Consider the following 13,935-nt stretch of genomic DNA (forward strand, 5'->3'; position numbering starts at 1 on the left):
ACACACTTTAATGGTACATAGTTTTAATAGAGTCCACTTTATTTAAAAAGTCTGACTTGCATTACGCCCAAAGTAATTCGGCTAATTTTACTTTTTTCTCAAGCTCATTGACTGCTTTTTTAGCATAAGTGAGAGAAAAAGCATGTGTTCGCAATTCAGGTTTATCTTTAAGCTCTTGGTGTTTTTCTTTGGCTTTTTCCAATTCAAACTTAAAGAACTCAAGACTTTCCGGCATGGATAAATCAATTTTCCCTGCCATCTGTTCCCAATAAGCGATTTTACCGTCATAACTTTCTGCTTTACGCATTTCTTCAATAGACTTATCCATGCGTCTTGCATTACGTTCAATCAAGGCTCTATGACGTTTTTCGCTATGATGACCGATTTTAATCGGTTCCCCCAAGCGAAGAAATTCACGGCCTTCATTAGCAGCTTCACAATATTGTTCACTGCGTTTTAATGCATTATTAGCTGCGTTTTGATAACGCTCAGCTTTTTGTTCTGCACGAACTTGACTATTCACTCCATCACACCGGGTGAAGGAATAAAAATACGCATCCTCAGAGGTTTTTACGAGATTATGAATCTCCACTTCAGTCTCTTTACCGTATTTACTGGTTAAGATGATAACGTCACCTTTTTGGTGAGTATCAGGACATTTAGCAACAAAAACATTAGGGCACAATTTAGCGTAAGTATTCATAGGTTTCTCCTCAAATAGAAATAAAAAAGGAGAAACCACCCATAAGGGGAGTTTCCCCTTCAGGGTAAAGAAAAAGCCAACAAATCTTGTTGTTGGCTTTCATCAGTTTATAGGTTAGTCATTCCCTTGCTCATCTTGGCGTTTTGCTTGATATTTCAACTCACCATCAACTTTAATAAAGTTAATACGGTAGAGTCGTCCTTTAATCGACACGCCAGTATCACCTTTTTTGTGATATTCACTGTCTTTTGAATAAGTGAATGTGTCATACCACAAATCACTCATTACAAAGGAAACTAAGACTTTTTTCTTAGCTTCAACAGCTTCTTGACAGCGTTTGATTAAATTTACAGTTTCTTCACCGGATACGTTCATATCAAAAAAACGATATTCCGGAGAATCGGAAGAACCTGTAAGAGCAGCAATTCGACAAGCCCAAAATGCATCTCCTTTTTTCGGCTTGATTTCGCGAATATCGCTTAAATAACCAATGCCAGAAGTATGAAGATTGAAATATTTTGGTTGTGCGTTTTGAGTAGACATAATGTTTCTCCTAAGTAGTAAAAAAGCGGAGAAACATCCTTACCCAACACGGGAAAAATGTTTCCCGCCAAGGGTTAAATTGTGATTAAACTAGAATAAGTAATCTTATTTTAGGTTAAGGGTAGTTTAAGGTGGCACACCTACGAATTATTCGTAGATTCTCCTTTCAGTGTGCTGGAAAAAATTTTGGCTATGATTCTACTTGCGCTAAGGCAAGGCGTTGCTTCTCAAGAATCGTGCAACTTCTTAAAGGCTGTTTTCACAGCACCTTAAAAACTGTTGTTATTAAAATCTAAAGCAAACTTTAAATGTATAAAAAATTAAAAATTCTATTTGGAGATATTTTAGCCAAAAGAAAAGGTCACCCAGTTTCCTGAATGACCTTATAGTTTTGACTATAGATTGATTAAATAAAAATTAAGTAGGCCAAACTAATTTGATTCATAAAAATACTGATACGTTCGTTACCATATACGGATTTTTACGGCTCGCCTTATCCGATTACTTTGTGGCCATCAATCGGTTATATCTGTGGCATCAAATTGACACAAAGGGCACCCATTGTTTCACCGGTGGGCTCCGGTAAGGAGAAAGTAGCAAGCCATTGCGAATTTTCAAAATGCACTTTGCAATACACTTTAAAAATCCGCAATGGCCAGCGATTTGAAAAGTCGAGAGTAAATTGGGGCGTTACTCCATCATTACTCTGATTAACTAGGTGGCACACCTCACAAGGAGCGTTAATCAATGTGAGAAATTCCTTTCAGCGTGCTGGAATCATTTTTGGCTAGTGTGAATTGATAACCGACAATTCACGAACGGTCTTACGAAGGCTTTAGTATAGCACTATTTTTGAGGACTCGCCATTCACAGGCGCTTAAATCCTAGTTCAATAAGCTTCGTAAAGATGAAATTTGCTCACTCACACTTTTACTCGACTTTTTCTTTAAATTTTTTGTACTTTTAGTATTCTTCTTGCTATCAATATTTTCAATATGTTGGCAATTTGGATAAGCAGAACACCCAAAAAAAGCCCCATTTTTACCATTTCTTTTAATCATTGGTGCACCGCACTTAGGGCATTTACGAATTTCAATATTCCCCAAACTTATTCCCTTTTTAAGGCAATCAGCCATCAAATGCCGCACAAAGACTTCTTGTTTTTGCATAAACACTTCTAACGAAAGCGTTCTTTCAGCAATTTGATTGAGCGCTTGCTCCCAAAGTGCGGTTAAACCAGGATCTTTTAACATCTGAGGTAAATTATCAATTAGTGTCATTGCTTCATCTGTCGCTAATAGTGATTTACCTTTCTTTTTCAAGAAACCTTTATCAATCAAACCTTGAATCGTTCCCGCCCGAGTGGCTTCTGTACCAAGTCCTTCAGTTTCTCGTAAGCGTTGTTTTAAACGCTCATCAGTTACAAAGCGAGCTGCATTTTTCATTGCGGTGAGCAATGTGCCTTCCGTGAAGTGATTAGGTGGTGATGTTTGTAAGGTTTTTATTTCTGAATCAGAAATCTGACAGATTTGTCCTTGCTTTAACGTCGGCAAAGCTTGAGGTGCGTCATCATCTTCATCAAGTGATTTGCCAAATAGAATTTTCCAACCTGGAGCAATAAGCACATTCCCACGTGCACTTAATATATGTTGACCGCACTTCAAAATAATTTGTGTCTTATCTGTTTCAGAAACAGGTAAGAATTGAGCTAAATAACGACGACGTATGAGATCATAGAGCTTTAATTCTTCATCAGACATTTTGCTAATATCTGCTTTAATCATAGTCGGAATAATGCCATGGTGAGCAGTAATTTTTTTATCATTCCAAACTCGTGATTTTTGATTAAGGTTTAACATACCTGCAAGGGGTTGTAATCGATTATCGGATTGCAACAAACATTGGATAATTTGAGGCACTTCTGCAAACTGAGACTCCGGTAAATAACCACAATCTGTTCTAGGATAGGTTGTCGCTTTGTGAGTCTCATAAAGTGATTGAGCTATATCCAATACTCTTTGCGCACCCAGTCCATAAAGGCGGTTAGCTTCTGATTGTAAGTCACTTAATGCAAAGCAAAGTGGGGCATTTTGTCTTTCACGTTTAGTTTCAACTGATTCCACTTTCGCTTGGCCCAATTGACGAATTTGCTGATTTGCTGCTTGTATAACTTGGGCAGACAAACAAAGTCCATCAGGATCGCAATATTGCTCCGGAATAACGTATTGCGTAGCAAAATGCTGATTTCCATCAGAAAGCATTACTTGCAAAGCAAAATGTTGCTTAGGAATGAAGTTTTTTATCTCACGGTCACGATTAACAACCAAGCTTAATGTTGGAGTTTGTACCCGACCAACACTTAAAGGTTTCCCTTGATACCCTTGTTGTTGCGCTAATAAGGTATAGAGACGAGAGAAATTCATACCAATAAGCCAATCAGCTCGACTACGTGCAAGTCCCGCATAGTAAAGAGGTAGTGTCTCCTCATTATTTTTAAGTGCGCCCAAGGCTTTGCGAATACTGGTATCATCTAGTGCAGACAACCAAAGGCGTTTTATTTGCCCTCGAAATCCTGCCAAATCCAGCAATTCTCTTGCTATAGTTTCGCCCTCTCTATCAATATCGGTTGCAATGACAACAAGTTTAGCTTGTTTGATAAGTTTCATGACGACATTGAACTGTTTTTTTGTTTCTTTTTTAGGTGAAAGCCCCCATTTACCCGGGATAATTGGCAAGGTCTCAAATGCCCACTTTTTAAAGGCAGGATCATATTCTTCAGGATTAAATTGCTCTACTAGATGACCAATTCCCCAGGTAACTGTAAGCTGACCGTCAGGTGTTGATAAACAACCCTCACCACGCTTTGTCGCACCTAATACTTTTGCAATATCATTGCCTTGTGATGGTTTTTCACATAAAAATAATTTCATGATGTTTTCTCTCATTGATATTTGAGAGATATTTTCGATGTAATAAGATAAACCACAATTAGGAATTCTTTTTAAACTGAGGAGTAAATCATGATAAAACTGACCCCTTCATCAATTGGAGTGATGGTTGATACGCTTAGATATTCAGGTCGAGATAGATATATTATTTTTAGAATGAAAACGAGAGAGCAGAAAGTCGTGTATATGCGTTATCCACAGCATATTGAAAATATGGCTAATCAAGAGAACATGATTGTCATCGTAGATGCTCAAAAGTTTCTTTCTTTATGGCAGCGATCACCGTATGAGGTAGATAAAAATACATGTGCGGGCGATGAGTCAACATGGAGAAAAGATTATAAGTTTCATCATGCTGAAAACGGATTTGCTAAAAGTATGGATTCTCCAGTTCCACTTGCAGATGTAAATGTTCATATTAAAGATGGAGAAATAAGCTGTAGTCTTAATGATGGTATGACAAGAACGCTTTGGTTGCTTGCAAATGGTGTAAAGGAGTTTCCTATTTTGGTTAGAAACCATAAAGAGAAAGCTAAAATTCTGTCAAAGTATGCAAGCCCATTATCTTCACTTCATTTTGAGCCACTTAATTTATTTTTTGCAATTACAGGAGAAAAATACCCCTTGTAGCCAAGGGGTAAACGTTTGAGATATTAAACAATATGAGGAAAAGGAAAAGTTTGGATGGATCTCAAAAAACAAATTTGTTTCGTTATCTATCATACAAAATAATCATTATTATCGGTATCGAAATTTAAAAATAACTGAAATAAAAAAAGCCCCACTAAGGTTGGGGCAAAGGAGAATGAGGTATTGATTACCTACACTATGTTTATGTTGTCGTATTATTTAATTGCTTTTATCACTTCTGATTTAACAAATTGAGCAAAATCAGATTCATTTGAGGATGCAATCCAGGAAATTCTAACCTTGCCATCCTCTTTTGCAAGCGTTATGTCAATTTTTCGACCGCCAACATAGCTATTTGCCATGTGATAATAGACCCCAGGAGTCGCTTCATGAGCATGTCCTTCTTCATCTAAAAGCGATTCGTAACGTTGACGCTCATACCCGGATAATCCACTTAATGCTTCCTCCCGTGTTTTGAATTTTAAATTACGTTTAATTTTTACGTAAAGAGAGTCAATATTTTTAGATGATGTAATTGAATCCTCTACGTTATAGCGATGAGAACGAGAACTTTGAGTGTAAGCCACACCGGAAGAACTAGAGGAACTATTCCCCCCGCCAAGAACACTGCTGAGCTGACCTGCAACATTACCAACCGCATCATTCAATGAGTTTAATTCAGCACAACCACTTAAAGCAGCGACGGCAGATAAAACAAAAATTATTTTTTTCATCACGATTAACCTTAATTATATTGAGTTCAGAATGGTATTGAATCATCAAAAGCATTTGCCGATGCATCTTGTTGTGGCATTGGCTGAGAATTATTTGCACCATCTGCACTTTGAGGGCGAGTACCTAACATTTGCATTACATCACCTTGGATTTCCGTGGTATAACGATCTTGCCCGTTTTGATCTTGCCATTTACGAGTACGCAAGCGTCCTTCAATATAAACTTGCGCTCCTTTCTTGAGATATTGGCCGCAAATTTCAGCTAATTTGCGATAAAAAACGATTCGATGCCATTCAGTCACTTCACGACGTTCACCGGTGTTTTTATCCGTCCAAGCTTCGCTAGTTGCTACACTGATATTTGCAACTGCTTCACCATTCGGCATGCTTCGCATTTCAGGATCATTACCTAAATGTCCCACGATAATTACTTTATTAATTCCAGCCATATTGATTTCTCCTAAATCACAAAATTAACTGTCAAGATTGTGCATTTTTTACATCTAATCCTTAAGGGTAAATTCAGTAAAAAACACAGAGATTTTTTAACACAACCACGAAAGGCAAAGGCTTTTTTTCGTTAAGGTAAGGGGCTTGTCCCCTTACCTTTAAAAGGCCTTTTAGTGAGCCGATCACAAACTATATAAATTAGCCGATTACAAACTAGAAGATCCAACGTTCACAAATGTGAATGTTATAAATGATCTTCTATCTCTTTAATTTTATCTACCGCACTTGATACCTGTCTCATCATAAAATTTAGTACGGAGACCTGCAGATTAATCAAAATGCGTTCTTTCTCAGCTGAGACAAGTTTTTGTCGTAAGTCTGAAGATAACTGAGGATTATTAAATACCGGATTTAACACAGCATCACCAGTCTTAGAGGCTTGAAAACTGCGCCAGCGTAAAAACGTCCCACCGGATGATGAAGCTTTATCTCGGATCATGTGAATAGGTAATACACTAAGTTCACTTTTACGAACGTTCTGCAACATTTCATTCTGCTGCAACATTAAAGCTTCACGGACTGTAGCAAGGGATTCAGCTAGTAATTCATACTGTTGCACTGAGTCTAACTCACTGAATAACTGTTTCAGCGAGTCATTAAGTGGGGTTGTGCGTCCTAATTGTTTATACATATCAGAAGGAATGAGCACGTTATCCATAATCCCAATCTCCATTATTCAGTTTTATTTGCTGTAATTTTGACTTCAACAGAGCCATTATCATCTGATTCAGCAAGTGATGATTTTTTAATTGTTGGAGCAAATGTTGCACGTGTTGTACCGGAAAGCACATCAGGCGTTAAGGTATATTTCATACGTTTTACAGCAGCTTGATAGCGAGCGTTATTTTCAAGCGCATCTTGGCGTGTAATACCGGAATTTCGGTAATTCTCAAGCACACCAAATGCACGACGAATTAATTTAGCACCGGATTCTAACCAATCATACGCATCATCTTTTGTAAGTAATGCAATATGTGAAGCGGTCATCACTGTACGAGCTAACGAATCAAAATCAGCCAAAAGATACAATAATTGATAACCCAGCTGAGTATTCACAAAAATAGGGTATTGAATCGGAGCAATATTGGCGCAACGCTCAATTTGAAAGTTTTCAGGGATTTTCTCACTGTAGAGATTAACCATTCTCCAGGTCATATCTTGCATCTCTTTTCTAAACCCTAAGACTTTTTGTTCAAAACGAAGTAGATAATCATCAGCATAAGGATCATCTTGTTCGGCAGCTTGCTGAATTTGACTCAATAGAGATAGAGCATTAGGAATACTGAGAATTGATGATGTAACGACTTCCCCGGCTTCATTTTTAACTAAGTCACGACCATTCCAAAGACGTGTTGCATACTGAGTATGAAGCGTAAATGTAATCTCACTGCGTAACGGCCCAAGTTGTTGGTTGTATGTTGTTGTCATGTTATGTCACCTTTCATTATTTGATTAAAATTTGTACTTTGTAAAGCCCCTTTACAGTGGTTAATTTTTGTTCACTGTGCAACCCTAGCACACTGGTTAAAATTTGTACTTTGTAAAGCCCCTTTACAGTGGTTAATTTTTGTACTTTGTAGAATCCTTCTACACTATTCACTTTTTATACAGCTTATTCAATTGCAAATTGAAGCCTTAAATTGTCGAATGCGATCAGCTCTCGCTTTTCGCTCTTCTTCAGATTGCACTCGCATTGGTTTTATTGCGCTATCGGCTTTCACATTATTAACTAAGCTAGTTTCATCATGTTGTGATAACCGATTTTTTGATGATAATGATTGCGCTTGTGTAGCCAAAAATTGTTCATACAAATATGGTTTAAATTCACCACGGTGTGCACGTTGGATTAATGTCACTACATAGCCTTGTGGTTTTTTCACTTCACCTTTTATCACACGCTGTTCAAGCTCAAATAAAATCGCTTTACAGATTCCTAAATCAAGTCCACGCATTGCTTGCATAATTGCTGTTTTTTCCAATGATGAAAACTGAATATTAGTCGGCCAGTCAATTTCATCCGCATTACCAGTACAGTACGTATTTATATAAATACTAGTACTTGTACTGTACTGTGAAAAACCTGAGTTCCCTTTTGGAACTAAGTCTGAAATCAATGACTTATCATCATTTTGGGTACTGAGTTCCCTTTTGGAACTCTGCTTGATTTTACTGAGTTCCATTTTGGAACTAAGGTGATTTTTACTGAGTTCCCCTGTTTTTTCACTGAGTTCCTTATTGGAACTTAGTAAGTTTTCTTGAATAAATGTTGATTCTTCTTGCTCTGAAATATCCATTTTTGGACGTTTTTGATAGTCTTGAAGGCGAGCTCGCATCCAGTCAATGTGAGAAATATAATGCCACTGAGTATTATCCGAGAGCAGGTTTTCTACAATATGGTTTGCTACACCTCGCACAAAGTTATCTCGATGCTGAATGGATTTTTCAAGGAGTGCGATGTAATCATGGTTTAATTGAATCGTATCAATGATTGGCATAGGTTCATCATGAAGGATGTAAAAATTACCCAATACTTGACCTTGCTCATTACGTACAGTTTCACAAAGTGTTAGCCAACGAGTTAATCTAAGTAATAACAACGTTTGGCTAACTAGCTTACGCGAGAGTTCTGCTTCATCATAAGGTTTATCTGAAAGTAATTTTGCAAGCACTTCGTATGATGGGAACATGCCTGATTGAAATTCTCTTGCTTTGTATTTTATAAGTTGCCATGCCAATTTTGCTCTTGATGTTAAATAAGGATCAAATAGCAAACGAGTTGGAACTGTTTCATGCTGGTTGCCAAAAAAGAGCAACCCATGCTCTTGTAATTTTGTTTCCATAATTTAATTCTCTCTGAGAATATTTCATTTTTATTGTTGCAATGTGCTTAAACATCTTTACAATAGCCAATGAACTTTCCCAAGTTCCTTACTAACGATATGAATAACGCCCAACTTAACGTAACGCACTAGGTTGGGCGTTATGTTTTTTAAGCTGCATTCCAGCGGCTAACAAGTTTCCAGATTTCAGTTAAATTAATACCGGTTTCTTCCGCAATTAAAATTAACAGCTCTAGTCCTTCTGTTGATTCAATTGTTTGAACATCACCTTTATGATCTTGCCATAAGTCCCAAATTAATTTTTCTTCCTCTTCGGTTGCAGCTGGCTTACGTCCCATTGGTTCTTGTTTTCCAAGTAGGCTACGACGAGCAGATACTTTTGAAGTGGTTAAGCCGAAGTAGGAATTGAGCATTTGGATGGATGCACCTAACATTAATGCGCGATCAATAAGGCGACGTTCTTGTGACGACATGCGTACTCGAGCCACTAATCGCCAAAATGCATCGTGATTAATTTCAACTTTGGCAAAGGGAGCTTTGGTGTTAGCCAGTTCATAAACTTCCTCTGTGCTGAGTTTTTCAATTTCTTGCAATTCTTGTTTTGAGAAACCATAGTTCCGGCAAACATTGATATTGCCTTCTTGTAAATTAACCAAAATCTCATTCAATACCACTTGGTTTAAATTGCTGAACATGCTCATTATGCATCTCCTTCTGAACGAATATAGCGAACGAGGCGAATTAAACGGAATAATTTAACTAGCGTGGTATCATCAATTTCTTGAGTATTGAGTAAATATTCCGGTAATAAGGTGAAAGATGTCTGTGGGTGCACATCTGTTTGTAATAAATTTAAGAAGTCATAACACATCTGTGCTACACCGCTCACATCTTTATCTAATGGTTTTACGCGGTAAGTGTAATCAACAGGCTCTTTTACTACATGTTCAATGTAGTCAGTTAATCCAACACTTTCCGCAATGTCGAGTGCTAGTGAATAAGCTTCTACTTTATGCTGACGACCAGGATAAATTTTCCAAATATCATCAACTGGTTGACGGCCTACGCAAGCAAAGCCTAATCCATTTTCTTCTGCACGTTGTTGACGTTGCTCCTGAATGCTCATGCCAGGAGTAATGCCAAATTGTTGAGTTAAATTTTTAGCAAAATCAAAAGAAAGCCCTTCTGAATTAGCATTAGTTTCATCAAACTCTTCATCCTCTGTTTTATTATCTGCTTCATCCTCAAATGAAGGAGAAATTTCAACACTTGCTTGCTTTAATGCTGGCGCAGGTATTGATTTTTTTTCAGTAGTAGTCATTTTTGGAGTAGTGACTACACTAGGTTGAGATAATGTATCTAATGCGGTTTCTTGTGGCTGTGGTGTATTAAACGCTTGAACATCTTGGATGCTTTCTTGTACGCTTTGCTGTATTTCGTGTTGTTTTTGCGCCATTTTCTTGAATTTTTGCTCATCGAGATCAATTTCAAGGTAAAGGACTTCATAACTTACACGATCACCTAACATGGATGACATTTCATCAATGAGATGGTCTTGGAAGATTTTGATATGAAACGGTTGGTCATCATTACAACGAGCTAGGCTGTGTCCCCAAATTTCATCAAAGGTCACATCTAATTCAAATTGATAATTTTGCCAAATGGCTAAGGCGTTATTACGAATCGCAAGCAATTTATCAATTGGCGCATGACCTAAACCATTAAATAACACATCAGGAATATATGGATATAGGAAGTTTATGCACTTTTCCATCTTGGCAATTAAAGTATGAGATATGATATATCCGTCTTTTTCTAACTCAGTAGATAGTTCACGAGAAGAAAGTGCTTTTCCTAACTTTTTCTCGTAGTATTCTTTGGCTTGCTGAATTCCTAACGCCTTCTCAATAAAGGTTAAATCTGCACGTGTATCATTTTCAATTAAATGACCAATAAGCAAATCTAATTCCGCTTCTACGCTATCAGCACTTTCACCTTTCCAAGGTTTATATAAGCATTCAATAGACCAAAAACGTTGATCTTGAGTCTCTGTAAATAGTTCTTTTAATGCTTGAATACGAGTATTCCCACCGTCAGCAATGATATAGAAAGGTTCACCAGGTCGTTGAGTGATATTGGGTTTGTGATCAAGACCACGACGACGAATTGACTCTTTAATCATTTCAAAGTTAGGATTACGTGTCTTACGAGGGTTGTGTTCATAAGGGCGTAATTTATCTAACGTAACGGTAATGTATTTAGATTGCGCAGGATAATGTGTTGCTGTTGTTGTTTGATAAGCAGCAGACTGATTATTAATAGGTTGAACATTTAATCCTTTCGCAATCGCGTCTAATTGACTTTGTTGTTTTTTATTTTTAGCAATAAATGGATTATTCATAATATCTATCCTGTGTCGTTAAATTCTCAAAAATGCTGTATTGACCTTGAAACAGTGTTTTTACTGTGGCTAACGGGCCATTACGCTGTTTACCAATGATGATTTCCGCAATGCCTTTATCTTCTGTGTCAGGGTTATAGATTTCATCTCTATAAAGATGAATGATGACATCAGCATCTTGTTCAAGAGAGCCGGAGTCACGTAAGTCGGCATTGATTGGACGCTTATTAGCTCGATTTTCTAAACCTCGGTTTAGTTGAGATAATGCATAAATTGGGCATCCAGTTTCTTTGGCTAATTTCTTTAAATCATTGGATATTTCGGCAAGTTCTAAATTGCGATTTTCAGTTTTATTTCCAGTTCTCATTAGTTGGATATAATCAATGAAAATCGCTTTAGGTTTGCCGTATAGACGAGTGTTTTTACGTACTTTGGCGCGTAAACGATGAGGTGTTAAAGAAGCTTCATCATCAATTAACAAACGACCTTTCCAGTCTTTTTTAATTGTCCCCATTGCATTAGCAAGGCGAGTCCATTCTTCCTCTTCAAGCTCAGTCGCTTGACGAATAGATTGCAAGCTGACGCGAGAGCGCATTGCCATAAAACGTTCTAATAGTTGATCAGCTGGCATTTCTTGACTGTAAAATTGGATAGGGCTGTCAGGAAATTTATCTAACGTACTTGCGGCAATCGTTTGTGCAAAGGTTGTTTTACCCATTGCTGGACGAGCTGCAATAATGATAAGTTCTCCTGGTTGACCGCCTGTTGTTGCTCTATCTAATTCAATAATGCCTGTTGGTGTTCCACTAACTGGATCGGCATTAATAGAGGACGTTTCCATGCGAGAAAGGATTCGCTCGAAACTTGCATTAAGATCAGCAACACCATCCGTCTCTTGTTCGATGACAATATTGGTATATTGCTTATCAACACTTTCCTCAAAAGAAGTTAATTCAATCTCATCTTTTGAAGATTGCATTTCAGTTACAATAAACTGGCCCAGAGTCAAAAAACGACGTTGTTTGCTATAACGAGAAATAATCTCAGCATACGCAGTGATATTAGATGCAGAAGGGGTATTGTGAATAATGTCAGCTAAGTATGCTAATCCCCCTATCTGATCAATCAGTTTTTTATCTTTGAAATACTGCTCCAAAGTTAAAATATCAGCGGGTTTTCCTTGTGTTAATAGATGGCTAACACCTTCAAACAATACTTTATGAGCTGAGACATAAAAATCATCAGAGCGCAGTAAAGTTGCGATCTCATCAAATTTGTCATTATCAATAATGAGAGCACCAATGACCGCACTTTCCGCTTCAATAGAAGCAATAAGTTTATCAGTCATATTAGCCTTCCTTTTTCATTGGTTTATCAAAAAGTGTTTTAAATTGAGGGAGTAACAAGCAACACAGTTCTTTGATAACAGGATATTCAGCTTGGCTATGGCGATAAACTGGCAATGAATAAGTTGCAGCTTCTCTATATGCCACATGCGCAGGGATTGAAAAATCAAGGAAGGTTTTGCTTTCATCAAAATTGGTTTCAAATAGGACATGCAATTGATTGAGTACAAATTTCACGTCATTAGTATTATCAACGCAATTTGCGATAGCTTTGAGAGGTGGTAATTTGAAGCCAAATGATTCAAAGGTTTCTAAATCTTGATACATTCCGATAGTTCCACGGATAAATTCTTTCGCAGAAAGAATGTGTGGAAGAATAGGGCAGAATAGGATGTCAGCTGCTAAGACAGACATATCGACAGTAATGTCTCTAGTACCTCGAGTATCAACCACAATAACATCATAATTATCAATGTTTTTAATTAAGTGACTAAATCGAATTGCACCATCAGGGGCATTACGTAGAGTTTGACTTACATTGTTTGATGGGTCATTTGATTGAATTAAATCCAAATTTGGAATGGATGTTTTTGAAATGATATGGGAAGGTTCAATATCACGACGGGTTAAAAACTCATAAATACCACCGGGAGCTTCTTCAGTTAAAGCATAATAAGAGCTTAAGGTTGGTTGAGTATCAGTATCAATAAGAAGAGTTCTTAAACCGTGGTCAGCGCAGAACGCCCCAATATTGGCAGCATTTGTACTTTTTGCAGAACCGCCTTTAGTACAAGCGACAGTAATAATATAAGGTTTTTTAGAAATAGAAGAGAAGTCCATAATTCCTCACCTAACGATAATTAAAAATTAAAGTTAAGTATTGGACTAGGTACTGATTATTGGTTTGGAATTAGATGGTGCCCGAAGCCAGACTTGAACTGGCACGCCTCGAAAGGCGAGGGATTTTAAATCCCTTGTGTCTACCGATTCCACCACTCGGGCATCGAGTGATTAACTAACTGCGTGGTTATGGAGGCGTGTCCCGGAGTCGAACCGAGCTACATGGATTTGCAATCCAGTGCATAACCGCTTTGCTAACACGCCGTTAGTTTGGAGCGGGAAACGAGGCTCGAACTCGCGACCCCGACCTTGGCAAGGTCGTGCTCTACCAACTGAGCTATTCCCGCATACGCTGTTAGTGCGGTGAATTTTACGGAAATTTTAAATTCTGTCAATCGAAGATATGAAAAAAAAAATTCAAATGTTGAAAAAATCTTCGT

General features: G+C 37.6%; 13 protein-coding genes and 3 tRNA genes. 1 reads left to right on the forward strand and 15 read right to left on the reverse strand.

Features of this window, described 5'->3' with window-relative positions:
* Positions 1-61: 61 nt before the first annotated feature.
* The 3 genes from INP93_RS05545 to INP93_RS05555 all read right to left on the reverse strand — a co-directional run bounded on the left by INP93_RS05545 (position 62) and on the right by INP93_RS05555 (position 4,176).
* Positions 62-703 (reverse strand): DUF3560 domain-containing protein, encoded by a 642-nt coding sequence (locus tag INP93_RS05545; RefSeq protein ID WP_102703741.1) that lies wholly within the window; start codon positions 701-703, stop codon positions 62-64.
* Positions 704-817: 114 nt separating this feature from the next.
* Positions 818-1,246: an STY4534 family ICE replication protein gene (locus INP93_RS05550; protein WP_011271832.1), complete on the reverse strand. Its 429-nt coding sequence runs from the start codon at positions 1,244-1,246 to the stop codon at positions 818-820.
* Between the two features lie 884 nt (positions 1,247-2,130).
* Positions 2,131-4,176 carry a DNA topoisomerase III gene (locus tag INP93_RS05555; RefSeq protein ID WP_070868817.1) on the reverse strand — a complete coding sequence of 682 codons (2,046 nt, stop codon included), beginning with the start codon at positions 4,174-4,176 and terminating at the stop codon, positions 2,131-2,133.
* A gap of 90 nt (positions 4,177-4,266) precedes the next feature.
* Here INP93_RS05555 and INP93_RS05560 point away from each other — a divergent pair, with 90 nt between their 5' ends.
* Positions 4,267-4,824 carry a plasmid fertility inhibition factor family protein gene (locus INP93_RS05560; RefSeq protein WP_011271830.1) on the forward strand — a complete coding sequence of 186 codons (558 nt, stop codon included), beginning with the start codon at positions 4,267-4,269 and terminating at the stop codon, positions 4,822-4,824.
* A 215-nt stretch (positions 4,825-5,039) separates the two neighbouring features.
* Here INP93_RS05560 and INP93_RS05565 read toward each other — a convergent pair whose 3' ends face one another.
* The 12 genes from INP93_RS05565 to INP93_RS05620 all read right to left on the reverse strand — a co-directional run bounded on the left by INP93_RS05565 (position 5,040) and on the right by INP93_RS05620 (position 13,842).
* Positions 5,040-5,558 (reverse strand): membrane lipoprotein lipid attachment site-containing protein, encoded by a 519-nt coding sequence (locus tag INP93_RS05565; protein ID WP_005687559.1) that lies wholly within the window; start codon positions 5,556-5,558, stop codon positions 5,040-5,042.
* 26 nt (positions 5,559-5,584) lie between these two features.
* Positions 5,585-6,007 carry a single-stranded DNA-binding protein gene (locus INP93_RS05570; protein ID WP_005687556.1) on the reverse strand — a complete coding sequence of 141 codons (423 nt, stop codon included), beginning with the start codon at positions 6,005-6,007 and terminating at the stop codon, positions 5,585-5,587.
* Positions 6,008-6,252: 245 nt separating this feature from the next.
* Positions 6,253-6,726, reverse strand: a complete 474-nt coding sequence (locus INP93_RS05575) for a DUF3158 family protein (protein WP_005653583.1) — start codon at positions 6,724-6,726, stop codon at positions 6,253-6,255.
* 14 nt (positions 6,727-6,740) lie between these two features.
* Entirely contained in the window at positions 6,741-7,496 is a 756-nt protein-coding gene (locus INP93_RS05580) for a PFL_4669 family integrating conjugative element protein (protein WP_014064999.1), read from the reverse strand.
* 188 nt (positions 7,497-7,684) lie between these two features.
* Positions 7,685-8,908 carry an STY4528 family pathogenicity island replication protein gene (locus INP93_RS05585; RefSeq protein ID WP_197544362.1) on the reverse strand — a complete coding sequence of 408 codons (1,224 nt, stop codon included), beginning with the start codon at positions 8,906-8,908 and terminating at the stop codon, positions 7,685-7,687.
* A 149-nt stretch (positions 8,909-9,057) separates the two neighbouring features.
* Positions 9,058-9,609, reverse strand: coding sequence for a DUF2857 domain-containing protein (locus tag INP93_RS05590; RefSeq protein WP_070583335.1), 552 nt, complete (start codon positions 9,607-9,609; stop codon positions 9,058-9,060).
* Entirely contained in the window at positions 9,609-11,309 is a 1,701-nt protein-coding gene (locus INP93_RS05595; RefSeq protein ID WP_197544363.1) for a ParB family protein, read from the reverse strand. The genes INP93_RS05590 and INP93_RS05595 overlap by 1 nt, the downstream gene beginning before the upstream one ends.
* Positions 11,302-12,657: a replicative DNA helicase gene (dnaB, locus tag INP93_RS05600; protein WP_146294048.1), complete on the reverse strand. Its 1,356-nt coding sequence runs from the start codon at positions 12,655-12,657 to the stop codon at positions 11,302-11,304. Before dnaB ends, INP93_RS05595 begins: the two co-directional genes overlap by 8 nt.
* A gap of 1 nt (position 12,658) precedes the next feature.
* On the reverse strand, positions 12,659-13,495 hold the full coding sequence (locus INP93_RS05605; protein ID WP_005653598.1) for a ParA family protein: 837 nt from the start codon (positions 13,493-13,495) through the stop codon (positions 12,659-12,661).
* A gap of 75 nt (positions 13,496-13,570) precedes the next feature.
* Positions 13,571-13,657 (reverse strand) — tRNA-Leu (locus INP93_RS05610).
* 28 nt (positions 13,658-13,685) lie between these two features.
* Positions 13,686-13,759: transfer RNA gene (locus INP93_RS05615), tRNA-Cys, on the reverse strand.
* A 7-nt stretch (positions 13,760-13,766) separates the two neighbouring features.
* A tRNA-Gly gene (locus INP93_RS05620) sits at positions 13,767-13,842 on the reverse strand.
* Between the last annotated feature and the right edge of the window lie 93 nt (positions 13,843-13,935).

The sequence above is a fragment of the Haemophilus parainfluenzae genome (genome assembly GCF_014931415.1).
GTDB lineage: Bacteria > Pseudomonadota > Gammaproteobacteria > Enterobacterales > Pasteurellaceae > Haemophilus_D > Haemophilus_D parainfluenzae_AF.

Excerpts from the sequence above, each read along its gene's own strand:
- INP93_RS05545 (WP_102703741.1), bottom strand. The coding sequence starts at position 703 with ATGAATACTTACGCTAAATTGTGCCCTAATGTTTTTGTTGCTAAATGT.
- INP93_RS05550 (WP_011271832.1), bottom strand. The coding sequence starts at position 1,246 with ATGTCTACTCAAAACGCACAACCAAAATATTTCAATCTTCATACTTCT.
- INP93_RS05555 (WP_070868817.1), bottom strand. The coding sequence starts at position 4,176 with ATGAAATTATTTTTATGTGAAAAACCATCACAAGGCAATGATATTGCA.
- INP93_RS05560 (WP_011271830.1), top strand. The coding sequence starts at position 4,267 with ATGATAAAACTGACCCCTTCATCAATTGGAGTGATGGTTGATACGCTT.
- INP93_RS05565 (WP_005687559.1), bottom strand. The coding sequence starts at position 5,558 with ATGAAAAAAATAATTTTTGTTTTATCTGCCGTCGCTGCTTTAAGTGGT.
- INP93_RS05570 (WP_005687556.1), bottom strand. The coding sequence starts at position 6,007 with ATGGCTGGAATTAATAAAGTAATTATCGTGGGACATTTAGGTAATGAT.
- INP93_RS05575 (WP_005653583.1), bottom strand. The coding sequence starts at position 6,726 with ATGGATAACGTGCTCATTCCTTCTGATATGTATAAACAATTAGGACGC.
- INP93_RS05580 (WP_014064999.1), bottom strand. The coding sequence starts at position 7,496 with ATGACAACAACATACAACCAACAACTTGGGCCGTTACGCAGTGAGATT.
- INP93_RS05585 (WP_197544362.1), bottom strand. The coding sequence starts at position 8,908 with ATGGAAACAAAATTACAAGAGCATGGGTTGCTCTTTTTTGGCAACCAG.
- INP93_RS05590 (WP_070583335.1), bottom strand. The coding sequence starts at position 9,609 with ATGAGCATGTTCAGCAATTTAAACCAAGTGGTATTGAATGAGATTTTG.
- INP93_RS05595 (WP_197544363.1), bottom strand. The coding sequence starts at position 11,309 with ATGAATAATCCATTTATTGCTAAAAATAAAAAACAACAAAGTCAATTA.
- dnaB (WP_146294048.1), bottom strand. The coding sequence starts at position 12,657 with ATGACTGATAAACTTATTGCTTCTATTGAAGCGGAAAGTGCGGTCATT.
- INP93_RS05605 (WP_005653598.1), bottom strand. The coding sequence starts at position 13,495 with ATGGACTTCTCTTCTATTTCTAAAAAACCTTATATTATTACTGTCGCT.